The following is a 14,928-nucleotide window of genomic DNA, read 5'->3' on the forward strand; positions in this document are numbered from 1 at the left end:
GAACTTCATCACCATTTAAATGTATTAAGTATGGGGCCTCTTTTTCCATTGATATCATTTTTCTCAATCACTTAAAATTCATATCATATAGCTCAAAGCATATGATTGTTTTTTCGGTGTTTTCATACTCTTGGTTTCTTTGCGTTTTGACATTATCTTTTCATATGCTAAATGTGCCCACAGAGTAATTCTGGAGCATTATGTGATGCGGACAACAAATTAAAACATAGAGTCAGTTTTGTGGCTTATATGGCGAGAAAGATACCTAGAAAAATTATCTTTATTGGTTCCAGTTCTGTCTATGGAAGAGGAGATTCAGAACTGGGTGGTTTTGTACAGAGATTTCGCCTTCGCTTTGAAGATTTAAACCCCAAGAATCTTGTTTATTCTCTCGGTGTGTTTGGTGAGGCGGTGGCCTCGCTTATTGTTAGGGCTTCCCACGAGCTGCCTCTGAGGAGGCCCCATTTAATTGGAATATATCCCGGGTTCAATGATATCTGCCGGGTAGGAGGAGTAATGGAAGAGACTGCCGTAGCTCTGGACTCATATCGCCAAGCTATGTTGCAGCTTTTGCAAACCTCCAAAATGATCGCTCCAACCTTTGTAATGACCGGTATTCCGTTTAATGAACTCCGGACTACGCCCTTTCACAATAGTGATAGCTATTTTTTTAGATCTGATGCCAAGCTTTATACTCAGGTTGTGAGAGAAGTGGCGGCTATAGAAATGATTCCAATATTGGATTTCGATAAATTATGGCGTAACAGGCCACTGTATAAGCTACTTTCTGAGGATGGTCTTCACGCAAACCCCAGCGGTCATCAGTTACTTTATGAGCAAACCTGGGACTTTGTCTGCAAAAATTATCTTTAGCTTTTCTGTCCACTCTTATCTTTTTTAAAGTTCCCATCCTTTTCTACAAGTACTGGATTATATAAGTACTCAATTGCAGTTTTTCTTCGTATGCTAAAAATAGCCGAAGAAAATTATTGAAATACTGTGTGACGATAGTATGGATAGCAATAAAACTACTGATAACCAAGAATCCCTAAATGCTTTATCTTAGGCAATTCAATGTGCTGAAGAGTATCTATCAAAAATTCGTGAAAGGTGAGTCAGTCCTTCTCGTGAAGCTGTAGCCTGGATACATATGGATGGCGCTTTTGCTTTATGAGCGGCGGCTTCTCCTGCTAAAGCTAATTTGACCGCCGATATCGAACTGGCGGATTCATGGGCGGTGTATGGTCACAAGTGGCTGAACACGCCATACGATTGTGGCGTGGCAATTTGTCGTGATGCAGGGGCTGTAAACCGGGTTATGACAACTCGGGCGCCTTACTTACAAGCTGGTACAGAACCACCGCCCAAGGATATGGTACCGGAATCTTTTCGCCGTGCGCGCGGTGTTGAGGTTTGGGCTGCGATCCGGGAGATGGGAAGTAATCGTGTGGGAGATCTGGTTGAGCGCTGCTGTTCCTATGCTCAACATTTGGCACAAGGATTAATGGAAATGGGTTATGAGCTGCTCAATGATGTCGTTTTGAATCAGGTTGTGGCCACAATTGGAGGTGAGGACGACATGCATCGTATCGTGCAAAGAATATAAGATGAGGGAGTATGTTGGTTTGCCACCACAGTCTGGCAGGGAAAATTGGCACTGCGCCTTAGTGTCTCTTCATGGGCAATAAATAAGAGGGATATTGCCTTATCACTGGAGTCCATTCGCGAGGTAACCAGGGAGACTATAGGCGCAAAATGGAACTTCTAATGGAGTTCGCCTGATCTCCCAAAGCGATAAGGAAGCTTATCCCAGCCTGCGGTCTATTCTTATATAAAGAACTATAGCTATAGATAGGAACTGTAGAAATAGATCAACACGATATGGATTTGAGGTTATTTGGGGTCCTTGGAGATTATGTTTGGCTCCAGATGAAATACAGGGCAGACGACTTTATTTAAGATGACTAAGATAGCACTAAAAATCTCCTTTTGACATTCCATCTGACATGGTTTTTCTGTATATAGATTGCACTGTTGCGGGCCAGGGAGGCCCTGGCGAACTATGATATTCTGGCTTGTTCTGATACTCCTGTTGATTTTGATCTGGCTTGTCTGGATGGCATTTTTTAGTCCCAGCCTGAGCCGAAATGAGTTATCCGAATACTCCTTTAATCAGTTATCACTGGAAAATGGATTCTCAGTAAATTATCGAGAAATAGGACCAGAGAGACATCCGGTACTTTTATGCTTTCACGGTGGTGGGGATTCGCTTAGTGCCTGGAATGATTGGGTTAAGATTCTCTCTGAAGATTATCATTTAATTCTGGTGGACTTACCCGGACACGGCTTGACTGACCCTCTTCCGGGCGGAACTTATACACCAAAGCATTTTGCTGATTTTATTGCGAAATTTATCGAGGCAATGAAACTCGAGAAGTTCGTGATGATTGGTCACTCGTTCGGAGGCAATAGTGTTTTACGTTATCTGATCGAACATCCAGACACTGTTGAGGCTGCAATCCTTGTGTCGCCTGGAGGCTATAGGTGTGATAAGGGACTGGAGATGCCAACCGGTATGGCTCGTTTTGTTATCAGTCACTGGGGGCGACACTTGGTCTCACATCTGGGTAGCCGTGGTCTGATACGTAGAATACTGCAGTCCAAGATGTTTTACGATCCGCACGCTTTGTCAGAGACATTGGTAGAGCGCATATATCTACTTTCCCGTTATGAAAAAAACCGGGGAACAGCTCTTAATTTGGTGGCTAATGCCAGTGTAAATTTTCAACCGCTTAACGGTCTTGAAAATATAAAAACTCCCACTCTATTCATTTGGGGCGCAGATGATCAAATTATTCCCTTGGAAGTGGGTCATTATTTTTCAGACAAAATACCTGGCAGCCAATTGATAACTTATGAAAATATCGGGCATATGGCCCATGTTGAAAATGCAAAAATCAGTGCCGATGATGCAATTAAATTTATTAAAGGGTTGCAATGATTTGTGTTGAATTAGAAACCAACTAAAAATTCAGTGGATGCCTGTCTTGAGTTCATTTTTTATTTTGATGGTAGATTGAAATCGTATTTGGGTTGTTTGTCTAATAGAGGCCAGTAAACATCTGATCTGTTGAGTATAAATTGCTTTTAATATTCATGTAGTTAACTTTAAGGTGAGCGCTTTGTTTGCTTTTTGAAAATCAAGTCCTGATAAGAATAAATGAATAAAAAATTATATTTTCATTAATTAAACAGCTTTCTGCACGATCAGATGGTTTCTGATTGGGCTGCTATAAAATATAAGCCATGCTTCACAGAATGCCGAAAACGCCCCTCTATAATTCGCCCCAATTTTCTAAAAAGTACAACAGGTTATTGGGGCTGACATGAATGATTCCTTCAAGCTAATAACAGCTATCTGTTTGTCCGTTCTCTTGACTGCCTGCGGGGGCGGCGGAGGCGGTTCTGATAGTGAGAAAGATAATAATCCTGGCATCATTGGTAGTAATGGCGGCGGCACGCCCGATCCCGATCCCGATCCTGATCCCGATCCCGATCCCGATCCCGATCCCGATCCCGATCCCGATCCCGATCCCGATCCCAATGGAAACGGTCCTTTTGAGCTCTCTTTGGAACAAAAACGCATTATGTTAGACACTCATAATGAGTATCGAGAGAAATGCGCCAAGGGTGAATCTGGTGAGGGGAGCGGGCCAGAAAGTGCCGGTAATATGCAAACCCTCTTCTGGGACAATGCCTTGGCCAAAATGGCTAAAGAAAGGGCATCGGCGTGCTATTTTGGTCACTTGAATGATGCGACCGGCATTAGGGAAGCATTTGAAAAAGTTAAAGGTGAAGTCTCTTTTGTACTGCCCGCTGGCAATATTGAAATCGGAGAAAATGTTTCAATTAATATTTTTAATCCTCCTGCATCGCAATATGGTGCCGAGACTTGGGCTGGCTCAGTAAAGTCCTGGTACGATGAAAGCTATGGATATGACTGGGATAGTGAATTTTGTCATGCGGAGACATGTGGTCATTGGGCTCAGGTTTGTCATGGGGAAACCCGCTACGTGGGATGTGCTGTGGCGGAATGCGATAGTATTATTGGTTCTAGTAATCCTGCCTATAACGATGGCGCGCATGTTGTGGTGTGTAATTATTTTCCCTCATTAGATAAAAGCCGCCGTATTCCATTCACCAATGGCTGGGGATATGAAACTTGTAGAACCTGCCAGAATTATGATATCCCCTATTGCGTTGACAATATGTGCACGGGGGGGAGAGCCAAAGATTGGAATGCTTCAGAAAAAAGAAATAAAGTCGTAGATCAATGTAGCGATGGTTTGGGTAGAGATATTGTACCTTGTAGTTTTTATGATAATGGGGGAGCTCCACCTCAAGTGACTGGATTTAAATATAATTTTACTGATAACCAGGTAATTTTATCCTGGAGTGAAGCTATCAAAAATGGTGGTGTACATCACTATAAGATATTTCGAGATGAAGACTTCCTAGGTAAAACTCGTCGTCTAAATTACAGTGATTCAGAACTAGAAAAAAATAAAAATTATCGCTATAAAATAATTGCTGTAGACCATGCCGGACAAGAGGGGCCGCCTGCTTATCTGGATGTAATTGCTAATTAAGCTGGACAATTTCTTGCCTTAGATTAAGTAAATTAAGAGAGTAAAGAGGTGCCAGCTCTTGGTAAAGTCTAAGCTCTCTTTCTAATATGAGCGTACATTGGTTTGATTTACAGTTTATAAATAAATTTTTTGAAATTTAAATGGCGGTTATTTGCCGGCTTATTTTGTGAGATGAAAAATATAATTTATAAATCTAAACGCCTTTCTGTTTGTTTATATTTTAATCTGTTAAAAGGGTGCGTTTGATGATTAAGTTGTGTAGGTGAAATCTTTGTTAATTAGCGCTCTTTTTACTAGTGTTCGTAATTTATCATTTTCTATTGTTCGTTAATTGGAAACATAGTTAAACCAATATTGAAACAATAATATCTAATAGATTTCACAGAATAGGGAATGATCATTAATATAATCCGCCGGGATTTCTACCATGCACAACTAAATTCACTGAGACTGATATGAGTGAGCTATTTAAGCTGATAACAGCTATTTCTTTGTCCGCATTCCTGGCTGCCTGTGGGGGAGGTGGAGGCAGTTCTGATAGTGAGGATGATAATAATCCTGGGGTAATTGATAATAATGGCGGTGGCAGCCCTGATCCCGATCCTGATCCTGATCCTGATCCTGATCCTGATCCTGATCCTGATCCCGATCCTAGTCCCGATCCTGATCCTGATCCCGATCCTAGTCCCGATACCGTTAGTGGCGGTGAAGGTAGCGTTAGCGAGGATAATGAGACTTCTACCTCTGGCAAGTTGATTGATAGTGTTGATGCCGAGCAAACTTTTGAAAAGCTTAATGAATGGGGAAAATACGGTCTGCTTGATGTTTCTCTTGATGGTACCTGGAGCTATACCCTGGATGCGGGCCTGGCTGACCCCTTGAGTGCTGATGAATTGGCAATTGATGAATTTATGGTTGGTGTTGGAACAGGTGATGACATCACATTAATTACTATTCAGGTGACAGGTGCTGATGATGCTTACACTTTTAGCCCCGAATCCCCTCTTGCCACTTTGCTCGTGGGGAGCAGTGCAGATGCCAAGGGTACTCTGACAATCATAGATGTCGACGGCAATACCCCGGGATTTGTTGAGAGTAGCAGTGCTGGGAATTACGGTGATTTTAGGATTACCGGTGTTGGTGACTGGGAATATACCCTAAATGACAAAGCACATAGTCTCAGTGCAGGGGATGCAGTCACAGATACCATCACTTTCACATTAACTGATGGCGCGGAACAATCCGTTGTTTTTTCTGTTGTTACTGTTGACCCTAATGGCAATGGATCCTTTGAACTCTCAATAGAACAAAAGCGCGTAATGCTGGATACCCACAATGAGTATCGCCAAAGGTGTGCCATGGGAGAAGCTGGAGAGGGTAACGGCCCAGAGAGTTCCGGTAATATGCAGACGCTCTTCTGGGATGATGCTTTGGCCAAGATGGCGAAGGAGAGGGCTTCTGCGTGTTATTTTGGACACTTCAATGAAGCGGAAGGAATCAGGCAATCTTTTGATAAAGTTAAAGATGAAGTATCTTTTGTATTGCCGGCTGGCAATATTGAAATTGGAGAAAATATTTCAATTTATATTTTCAATCCGCCGGCATCGCAATATGGTGCTGAAACATGGGCTGGTTCAGTGAAATCCTGGTACGCTGAAAGTAATTCCTATGATTGGGATATGAAATTCTGTCATGATGAAACATGCGGACATTGGGCCCAGGTATGCCATGGAGAGACCCGCTATGTAGGCTGTGCTGTAGCGGAATGCGATAGTATTGTTGGTTCTAATAATCCTGCCTACAACGATGGCGCCCATGTACTGGTCTGTAATTACTTTCCTTCGTTGAATAAAGGTGACATTCCCTTCACTGATGGATATGGATTTAAAACTTGCAGGACGTGTCTTAATTATGACCTTCCTTTTTGTGTAGACAATATGTGTACTGGAGGAATAGCCAAAAACTGGAATGCTTCTGAGAAGAAAAACAAGAATATTGATCAATGTACCGATGGTTTAGGTAGGGATATAGTGCCGTGTAGTTTTGGTAACCACCCTCCGCCCCCTCAAGTTACGGGTTTTAAATATACGGTCTCTGATCGGCAGGTAAATTTATCCTGGAATGAAACCATTAGAAATGGCGGTGTGCATCATTATAAGCTCTTTCGTGGCGAGAAGCTTATAGATAAAACACGTCAATTATCCTATAAGGATTCTGATGTGGAGCAGGGTGCTAATTATCGATATAAAATTATTGCGATAGACCATGCTGGCCAAGAAGGCTTACCCGCCTATTTAGATGTAAGTGCTAATTAAAATTAGTAAAGAGTAAAAATAATATGATTTGAGAGCTGGGGGAAGCCAATATGTGGTCGAGTTCAAGCTCTCAATTCATAATTGATTGGAAATTATACTAGCCGAATATTGTTTGTGCCTTTTTACTGTGGAATCCTGAATCAAGACTTTCTCATAAATTCTGCTGGATAAAAATTACTTTGCTATAGGGTATTGGCTGCTTGTTGTATAAGAAATTATTTTTGATTCTAATGAAATATTCAATGTGTATTTATTTGCAGAATATTCGCCTTTCTGATTTCTTATCATAACCCACTTTAATCGTTTGCAAGCTTTTGAAGCTTTCAATCGAGTTGGTATTAGGCTAAAAAATCCACTTTTCCCTAACATTAACTTTTCCCTATGGCCGAGAATAGCTGCCGAGAAAGCGTACACTGGTAACTGTTGCAGTTTTAAAGCCCTGCTAGCTAAAATATCTTTAGTACCCCTAATTGTCATCACCTCTTGAAATGAAAATTCGCTAGCTAAAGAACAAGAATATTAGTTGGACTAAGATTATGAGGCTTTGGGGTTATATTTTGAAATATAATTTCAATTGCTTTATCACTTGATAAGGGTTAGTTTTCCTTTAAAAGGCAATCGATAGGATTTGTAATAGATAAAAAAAGGCCGCAGAGCGGCCCAGTTGGGGGATGAAGCTTATTTTGTCTGCACCAAATCGTAGTTACTTAGAGCTGGGATAGCTTTATGTATTTCTGTCTCTAATTGATCGATAGTCTCCAGTGACGTGCAAAGTTGTTCTGCTTTCTGCTCAATCACATCTGCACGCTGTTCTACCATTCGTTCTGCGTCTTTTGTCACTTGTTCTTCGATGCTGTGACCTCCGGTGAATACCGCTTTCAGGGCATGCCAGGCAATGGTTCCAGCGGACTCCTTGGCCAATCGTTCTATACGAGGTTCAAATTCCGTTGAAATAGTCTCGTCGACAAAATTTCCGATTTCGGAAGCCCCCAGCTGGTATATTTCTCCTTCGCGGTTTAAGCGCTCTTCGGTACGCTGCAACAGGTCTGCAGAAAACTGCTGGAGTTCCAGGGTATCCGGGTGATTTGGGCCTGCTAGGGCGGTAATTGCGATGGATAAACCATTCATGGCGATATCTACCGCCTCCAGGGTAATCAACAGGGTATCACGCCCGGCCACATGCAACTGTTGCCGGTATTCCTGCATCAGGAGTTGCTGCTGGGGAGTGAGAGAGGTTTGATTGCCATCCACCAGAAGCCGATCTGGAGAGTTGAAGTACACCAGCTGCTGGTCGTCATCCTCCGGCGTCACTATAAAGAAATCTGGGCCGACACTTACTGAGTAGTCCAGTGATACATTGCAGTCATCGGTATGGATTTCAATATTGTCATGCGCCTGGGCAGCTGTGCCCAGGCCGATAAGAGCCGAGATTGCGAGCGGTTTCCACATATCAAGTGCCTCTGTTATTTAACCTTTCACCCTTTGACGCTGCTTCTGTGGGGAACAGATGCGGTACGCTGAAAAAATAATCTGATTGGTTTTCAAGCGATATTGGGAGTTATCGCTTTGGAATTAAGTGATAACCTTGCCGGCGGTCCAGGTGTCCGCTGTGTCGCCGCAGAGGCACTCTATAAAATTCAATAAAAATGGGGGTAGGAAATGTCGTTAGGTAGGCTCTTGGTGGCATTGTATCTGGTGTTGTGTGGCACAACTGTACAGGCGAAGGATATTGTCGATTACACAGCGGATATGCGTAAATACGGTGGATATCATGACTTCTATTGGGATGTAAGTACTGGTCGTGTACTGTTACAAGTGGAGGAGTTTGAGCGCGAGTTTTTACTCCTCACTGGCTTGGCCCAGGGGCTTGGTTCGAACCCGGTAGGATTGGATCGCAACCAGATTGGCGAGAGCCGCCTGGTAAAATTCCAGCGAGTTGGCAACAAGGTGCTGCTGCACCAGCTAAATGCCCGCTATCGTGCCACCTCTAGTAATCCTGCCGAGCGTCGTGCAGTGGAGGAGGCTTTTGCCTCCTCGGTGCTGTGGGGCTTTGAGGTGATGGCGCAGGGCAGTGATGGTGTTCTGATTGACTTTACCCCTTTCCTGCTGAGCGATCAGCATGGTATTGCTGTGCGCCTCCGGCAGGCTGAGCAGGGTAATTACTCTGTGGATAAGTCAAAGTCCGCCGTTTACCTTCCGCGCACAAAGAATTTTCCCAAGAACAGCGAATTTGAAGTGCAGCTGACTTTTACCGGTGCCAAACCAGGTAAATATCTGCGCGAAGTGGTACCAACTCCAACCCTGGTAACCCTGCGCCAACATATTTCGTTGATTGAATTGCCGGACAAGAAATACCAACCTCGCCAATTCCATAGCCGTAGTGGCTACTTTCCCTTTGCATATCGGGATTACGCCAGCGCTATTGACCAACCCTTGGACCAGCGCTTTATCTATCGTCATCGCCTGGAGAAGAAGCCGGGTAGTAATGAGGTAGTCGAACCGATTGTGTACTACGTGGATTCGGGGGTGCCAGAGCCCGTGCGCAGTGCTCTCGTCGAAGGTGCGAGCTGGTGGAATCAGGCCTTTACCGCGGCGGGCTATAAAGATGCTTTCCGGGTCGAGATTTTGCCCGAGGATGTAGATCCGTTGGATGTACGCTACAACGTCATCAATTGGGTGCACCGCTCTACCCGAGGCTGGTCTTATGGGTACTCGGTTTTTGATCCTCGTAGCGGAGAGATTCTCAAAGGCAATGTCACCCTGGGCTCTTTGCGTGTGCGCCAGGACTTCCTGATAGCCCAGGGGTTACTGCAACCCTATGTCGGCGAATCTGCAGATACGGAGGCCCTCAAGGCCATGGCTCTGGCGCGTATACGTCAGTTGTCTGCCCACGAGGTTGGCCATACGCTGGGTTTGGCTCACAACTTTGCTGCCAGCACTAAGGGGCGTGCATCGGTGATGGACTACCCGGCACCATTGGTGTCTCTGGTACACACTGATATGGATTTGGATAAGGCTTATGCCACTGGAATCGGTGTTTGGGATAAGCTGGCAGTTCGCTATGGTTATGGCACTGGCAAAGATGAACAGGATTTCCTGGATTCAGTGATCCGAGAGGCGAAGGAGCAAAAATTGCGCTTTATTTCAGATCCGGATTCCCGTGCAATCAACAATGCGCATGCGGTATCCCATCTTTGGGATAATGGTAATGATCCACTGGTTGAGTTTGACCGTATGGTGGAGTTGCGCCGCCATACCCTGAACAACTTTTCTACTGCAGCCAATCCGAAATCTGCTCCCCGCTCTGATCTGGAGGAAACACTGGTGCCGGTTTATTACGGGCATCGCTATCAGGCAGAAGCCGTGGGTAAATTGATTGGTGGCCTGGATTACGATTACCTCTATAACGATGCTGAACAAAATAGCTATACCCTGGTGCCGGCAGAGCGTCAGCAGCAGGCTATTGATACTTTACTGGGGACTCTCTCCCCTGAGTTCCTGGCATTGCCGGAGCAGGTATTACAATTAATTCCGCCCAAATCTTATGGCTATGAGCGCACTGCGGAGAGCTTCCCTTCTTATACCGGTGTTGCCTTTGATACGGTGGCACTCGGTGAAGCGGCAGCTGGCCATACCCTCTCAATTCTTATGGATCCTCAGCGGGCTGCGCGAATGAATCAGCAAAGCGCCCGTAGCAGCGAAATTCCAGGCTTTACACAGGTGTTGAATCAGCTCACTTCTATGGCACTGCAGAGTGAGCAGTATTCGGGCCTGCAGGCAGTTATTCACCAGCGAGTGAACCATGTCTATATACAGCGCTTAATGTTGCTTGCCAGTGACAGGAAAGCAGCCGAATCTGTGCGAGCCAAGGCCCAGCTTGAGCTGGCCACTTTTCAGCAGGCTCTGGGTCAGAAAAAGCTCTTTGGTGAGGATCCGCAAGGATACAGTGCCCACTACTATTTCCAGGCAAAACGTATCGAGGCTTTTATGCGTGGTGAGCTGGAAGTAAAAGCTGAAGATATCAAGGCGATGCCACCGGGTTCGCCAATTTAATTGAGATAGTGGGAAATAAAAAAGTGTTTGAAAAAGCCCCCCAATACTCATTGGGGGGCTTTTATTTCTCACTTCTCAACTACGTACAAACTGAGATTTCCTGATCCAGTGATTGCCGCGATATTTTCGGGTGGGGGCTGTGGTTTTCTTTGCCCAGAAGAAGTTGCGGTTGAATTGAAATTCCACTTCATAACCTTCCGCCAAAGCAGCCAATGGCATTGCCTGCCAGCTGGTCTGACGGCGCTTGCTGGTTGCCTCCAGTAGATACTCCTGGCCATCTACGATGGCAACCACCCAGGCATGCCCCTGGCCATTGTGGGTACCCAGCGCTACCCTTGCATCCACACCCAATTCAATCAGCCAGTCGGCGAGTAAAATGGCATGGTCTTCACAGTCTCCGCGTTTCTGGTAATAGGCCTGGCGGGATGTCTGCCAGATATCAGACAGTCCGGCGTATTGTTGATGGTCATACTGGTATTGTTTATTCATAGCCAGCGTATACAGGGGTACCCATAGTTGTCGGGTTTTAAAGGGTTTAAAACCCACGAGGTAGCTGTTGGCAAAGTGGTGTTGCTGATCCAGGCCCCTGGCTGATGCAGTTACCGCTTCGAGTCCCTGCCAGTTCCAAATGGAAACATGGGCGCTTTCTTCCAGTGTTCGCCTGGCGACTACTTTCTGGATTGTCTCTTCTGCCAGCGGGTAGCTGGTCCCAGTAACCTTTACAACCCCATACTGGCGATCCTCAATAAGGCTGGTATTTACACCATAAGTTCTACCATTAGAGGCAAGTGGCTCACCTGGAACACCTTTTATCTTCTGGCCCTGCACTGTATTGCGTAACACCTCCGGCAACATTAACAGTGTTGAAACAATCAATAGCGGAGCTATCCACTTGCGCATGGAGCTTTCTCCTACCCTTTCAGGCCAAAGGAGATGATGATGGCCACAAAGATTAAAATTGTAGAAGCGAAAATGGATACAGCGATATTACCATTCTTGAGTTCACCCTCTATATCTACGGTACGCAAGAGTTTCTTATCGATAGTAATTAGCGCGGCAATGCCGATAAATAGCGCGAGTAAGGTGTAGATCAGATTTATGCCAAGATTAAAAAAAGTGGCAGTGATAAATTCCAGCTGCATTTGCCCACCAAGTAAACAGTAATTTTATAGCGTACCAAATCAAAATGGGACTGACCCATATTTCTATTTTGATGGATAATATCATATTTTTGTTTTCTAGTGCGTCTTGCTGTTTTTATCTGATTGCAATATCTTAATTATTTTGTTGATGTGTTTTTGGAATAAATATGCGTTACTTATCTGTACTGGGACTAATAGCATCATTGCTGCTTCTGGCGGCATGCGCGGATCGAGTTGAGGTACCTCCAGCACATGTGGGTAAAATTCTTACTAAGAATGGTTATAAACCAGAGGTGGTACCCCCTTCCAAGTTTCGCTTAGATATTTGCATTTTTTACTGCGACAGGCTTGTCACCATGACAATTGCAGATTTTGGGCATGTGGAAAAATTCAAGGTTTTTATGCCCAAAGATCAACTCAATATGAGCTTTGATATCCGCATGACCGGGGCTATTAATAATGCAGCGATTGATCATGTTTTTGATCGAATTCCACCAGTGAATGGCAACATTTCAGTTAACCATGTATATGGTACCTATGCCCAACCGGTAATTAGAGATGTGATACGTGCAGTTGTAGCCAAGTACTCTATTAATGAGATCGCTTCCAGCCGGGAATCTCTCAGCCACGAGCTTTTCAATGAAGTCTCTAAAGCATTGGAGGGCACTCCAATTGTCGTTAAACGCCTAGGTATTGCTGATGTACAGTTTCCCAAAGTGATTACCCAAGCCAAGGAGCGAGCAGCAGAACGACGTGAATTGATTGAGCAGGAGAAGGCTCAGTTTGAGATCCAGAAGATACAAATGGAGCGGGATTTGGAGCGAGAGAAAATGAATCGAGCTATTGCCCGCGAGAAGGCGATCGGACAGAAAGAAGTAAATGATTTATTGGCTAAGTCAGTGACTGACAAATATCTCTCCTATCGGACCCTGGAGGTCCTGGATAAGATGGCGGCATCCAACAACAAGGTTTTCTTGCCGGTTGAAGCCCTGGGAACGATTGGGTTACAGCATGCTGTATTTAGTGATCAGGTAAAGCGGGTGGCAGGAAATAAGTGATCTGGTAATTAGCTAATTAATTATGATTGGCTCTCTATCAGTTGGCACGAGTTAAGCTTCAAAGTTGCTCTAAGAGTATAGATAAAAGATTGTAAAAGTGGCACCAAGTTATTCTCGGTGCCATATATTCTGAAGTTTTTTGTTAATTATCTATTTCTGTCATTTCATTCAGGGTAAATTCTTCTACAGCACCTTTTGTGGCAGCCATATACTCCTGTAAGTGGGTATTGTTCATATGGATTTGCCACAGATCGCGGCTTTGCCAATTTTCATAAAAAAGAAAATGAGCAGGATTGTCATTATCCTGGTGTAAATTGTAATTTACACAACCTTCTTCTGTTCGAGTGGTATTGATCAGCTTTAAAAGCTCAGATTTTACCAGGTCAACCTGATCAGCTTTGGCTTTAATATTGGCAACTATTGTTAGTCTGCTCATGATGTAGCTCCGAAATCCTCTTGATATAAAATTTATAATGATTGCTTGCTTAAGTGCAGCCCCATCTTTATCAATCGTTTTTACCTGATATCAATACAAATACCTCTTCAGAGGTCTTGTTTTGCCTCGGACTACTACGGCTGTATTGATGAAGTGAGTGTATTTTAGAAGTAGCTTTACTCTTTGAAAACGCTACAATCTTTGAATCTTTATCAAAAAATAATTGATAATATGCTGATTGAAGACTTAAAAGTCATACTTAAAGTAGCTGAATTTCGCAGTATTACTGCCGCTGCGGCAAGTCTCGATATGCGTACGGCAACGGCGAGCGCAGCAGTTAAGCGTGTCGAGAATGCCCTGGGGGCAGACTTGTTTATTCGGACGACCCGGCAGCTGAGGCTTTCGGGTGCAGGAGAGCGCTTTATTCCGAAGTGTGAGGAAGCATTGTTGATGCTTGATCTGGCCAAACAAGATCTAAAGGAGGGTAGTGCGGAAGTTAGCGGTGACCTGCGCATTGGTGTTTCCTCGGATTTTGGGCGTAATCTGGTTTCGCCCTGGCTTGATGAATTTCAGGACAGGCACCCGGGGATAAACTTGAAAGTGAATATCAGCGATAGCCAAGTGGACTTTTATCGTGACCCTGTGGATATCGCCCTGCGTTATGGACCACCGGGGGATGCAAACCTTTATGGTTTCAAAATTTGTGATGTGCCGCGCTTACTGTGTGCAGCTCCCAATTATTTGGATCGGCAGAGTATCCCTAAGCATCCCCGGGAGCTTACTAGCCATAATGGTCTTTTCTATCAATTACACGGGATCATTCATAATAAATGGGAGTTTTCTCATAAAGAAAAGATATTCAAGGTACAAATGAGCGGTAATTGCTCTTCCAATGATGGGGATTTGGTTCGCCGCTGGTGTGTAGCGGGTAAGGGGCTGGCGATAAAATCCTGCCTGGATATGTCTTCAGATTTACTGGATGGAAAAGTGGTCCCTTTGATGGCCAACTATTTACCTAAGTCTACCGAATTATGGCTTGTTTGCCCCGGCAGGCAATCAATTACACCTGCAGTTCGTATTATTAGGGACACCATTCGGGAAAAATGTATTGGGATTTTGTTGCAGCTGGTTAGTAAAAAAATTCTATCGGAAGGGGCTGTTAAAAATATAGATTCAACGTATTAAATAATAGGGTTTTTCTAGAGTTGAAATTATTGTTGGTCTGTTAGAGAGAGGGCTGCCCCTCTCTCTCCAATTTCCTGAGCTTATTGCTTT

11 protein-coding genes and 1 pseudogene are annotated in these 14,928 nt (G+C 44.3%); 8 read left to right on the plus strand and 4 right to left on the minus strand.

Annotated elements, in window-relative coordinates; genetic code table 11:
* The first annotated feature begins 249 nt into the window (after positions 1-249).
* The 5 genes and pseudogenes from ABWV76_RS05695 to ABWV76_RS05715 all read left to right on the plus strand — a co-directional run bounded on the left by ABWV76_RS05695 (position 250) and on the right by ABWV76_RS05715 (position 6,964).
* Positions 250-873 (plus strand): GDSL-type esterase/lipase family protein, encoded by a 624-nt coding sequence (locus ABWV76_RS05695; RefSeq protein WP_353375501.1) that lies wholly within the window; start codon positions 250-252, stop codon positions 871-873.
* 322 nt (positions 874-1,195) lie between these two features.
* A pseudogene (locus ABWV76_RS05700) lies at positions 1,196-1,606 on the plus strand (pyridoxal-dependent decarboxylase); the annotation flags it as partial.
* 510 nt (positions 1,607-2,116) lie between these two features.
* A complete protein-coding gene (locus ABWV76_RS05705; RefSeq protein WP_353375502.1) occupies positions 2,117-3,001 on the plus strand; it encodes an alpha/beta fold hydrolase in 885 nt (294 codons plus the stop codon).
* Positions 3,002-3,386: 385 nt separating this feature from the next.
* Entirely contained in the window at positions 3,387-4,649 is a 1,263-nt protein-coding gene (locus tag ABWV76_RS05710; RefSeq protein WP_353375503.1) for a CAP domain-containing protein, read from the plus strand.
* Positions 4,650-5,104: 455 nt separating this feature from the next.
* Positions 5,105-6,964 (plus strand): VCBS domain-containing protein, encoded by a 1,860-nt coding sequence (locus ABWV76_RS05715; protein WP_353375504.1) that lies wholly within the window; start codon positions 5,105-5,107, stop codon positions 6,962-6,964.
* 678 nt (positions 6,965-7,642) lie between these two features.
* Here the strand turns inward: ABWV76_RS05715 and ABWV76_RS05720 are convergent.
* Positions 7,643-8,413 (minus strand): DUF2884 family protein, encoded by a 771-nt coding sequence (locus tag ABWV76_RS05720; protein ID WP_353375505.1) that lies wholly within the window; start codon positions 8,411-8,413, stop codon positions 7,643-7,645.
* Positions 8,414-8,623: 210 nt separating this feature from the next.
* On the opposite strand from ABWV76_RS05720, the gene ABWV76_RS05725 reads away from it, so the two are divergent.
* Positions 8,624-11,017, plus strand: coding sequence for a zinc-dependent metalloprotease (locus tag ABWV76_RS05725; RefSeq protein WP_353375506.1), 2,394 nt, complete (start codon positions 8,624-8,626; stop codon positions 11,015-11,017).
* Positions 11,018-11,092: 75 nt separating this feature from the next.
* On the opposite strand, the gene ABWV76_RS05730 is transcribed toward ABWV76_RS05725, so the two are convergent.
* A complete protein-coding gene (locus ABWV76_RS05730) occupies positions 11,093-11,917 on the minus strand; it encodes a transglutaminase domain-containing protein (RefSeq protein ID WP_020414181.1) in 825 nt (274 codons plus the stop codon).
* Positions 11,918-11,928: 11 nt separating this feature from the next.
* Positions 11,929-12,159, minus strand: coding sequence for a DUF350 domain-containing protein (locus ABWV76_RS05735; RefSeq protein ID WP_143730198.1), 231 nt, complete (start codon positions 12,157-12,159; stop codon positions 11,929-11,931).
* A 167-nt stretch (positions 12,160-12,326) separates the two neighbouring features.
* On the opposite strand from ABWV76_RS05735, the gene ABWV76_RS05740 reads away from it, so the two are divergent.
* Entirely contained in the window at positions 12,327-13,217 is an 891-nt protein-coding gene (locus tag ABWV76_RS05740; protein WP_020414183.1) for an SPFH domain-containing protein, read from the plus strand.
* A 142-nt stretch (positions 13,218-13,359) separates the two neighbouring features.
* On the opposite strand, the gene ABWV76_RS05745 is transcribed toward ABWV76_RS05740, so the two are convergent.
* Positions 13,360-13,653: a putative quinol monooxygenase gene (locus ABWV76_RS05745; RefSeq protein ID WP_353375507.1), complete on the minus strand. Its 294-nt coding sequence runs from the start codon at positions 13,651-13,653 to the stop codon at positions 13,360-13,362.
* Between the two features lie 231 nt (positions 13,654-13,884).
* On the opposite strand from ABWV76_RS05745, the gene ABWV76_RS05750 reads away from it, so the two are divergent.
* Positions 13,885-14,838, plus strand: coding sequence for a LysR family transcriptional regulator (locus tag ABWV76_RS05750; protein WP_353375508.1), 954 nt, complete (start codon positions 13,885-13,887; stop codon positions 14,836-14,838).
* The last annotated feature ends 90 nt before the right edge of the window (positions 14,839-14,928 follow it).

This window comes from Microbulbifer sp. NBRC 101763 (assembly GCF_040371615.1).
In the GTDB taxonomy this organism is placed as follows: domain Bacteria; phylum Pseudomonadota; class Gammaproteobacteria; order Pseudomonadales; family Cellvibrionaceae; genus Microbulbifer; species Microbulbifer variabilis.

What these genes read in the sequence shown, in the direction of transcription:
- ABWV76_RS05705 (WP_353375502.1), top strand. Translation starts at nt 2,117, where the DNA reads ATGGCATTTTTTAGTCCCAGCCTGAGCCGAAATGAGTTATCCGAATAC.
- ABWV76_RS05740 (WP_020414183.1), top strand. Translation starts at nt 12,327, where the DNA reads ATGCGTTACTTATCTGTACTGGGACTAATAGCATCATTGCTGCTTCTG.
- ABWV76_RS05695 (WP_353375501.1), top strand. Translation starts at nt 250, where the DNA reads ATGGCGAGAAAGATACCTAGAAAAATTATCTTTATTGGTTCCAGTTCT.
- ABWV76_RS05730 (WP_020414181.1), bottom strand. Translation starts at nt 11,917, where the DNA reads ATGCGCAAGTGGATAGCTCCGCTATTGATTGTTTCAACACTGTTAATG.
- ABWV76_RS05720 (WP_353375505.1), bottom strand. Translation starts at nt 8,413, where the DNA reads ATGTGGAAACCGCTCGCAATCTCGGCTCTTATCGGCCTGGGCACAGCT.
- ABWV76_RS05710 (WP_353375503.1), top strand. Translation starts at nt 3,387, where the DNA reads ATGAATGATTCCTTCAAGCTAATAACAGCTATCTGTTTGTCCGTTCTC.
- ABWV76_RS05735 (WP_143730198.1), bottom strand. Translation starts at nt 12,159, where the DNA reads ATGCAGCTGGAATTTATCACTGCCACTTTTTTTAATCTTGGCATAAAT.
- ABWV76_RS05715 (WP_353375504.1), top strand. Translation starts at nt 5,105, where the DNA reads ATGAGTGAGCTATTTAAGCTGATAACAGCTATTTCTTTGTCCGCATTC.
- ABWV76_RS05750 (WP_353375508.1), top strand. Translation starts at nt 13,885, where the DNA reads ATGCTGATTGAAGACTTAAAAGTCATACTTAAAGTAGCTGAATTTCGC.
- ABWV76_RS05725 (WP_353375506.1), top strand. Translation starts at nt 8,624, where the DNA reads ATGTCGTTAGGTAGGCTCTTGGTGGCATTGTATCTGGTGTTGTGTGGC.
- ABWV76_RS05745 (WP_353375507.1), bottom strand. Translation starts at nt 13,653, where the DNA reads ATGAGCAGACTAACAATAGTTGCCAATATTAAAGCCAAAGCTGATCAG.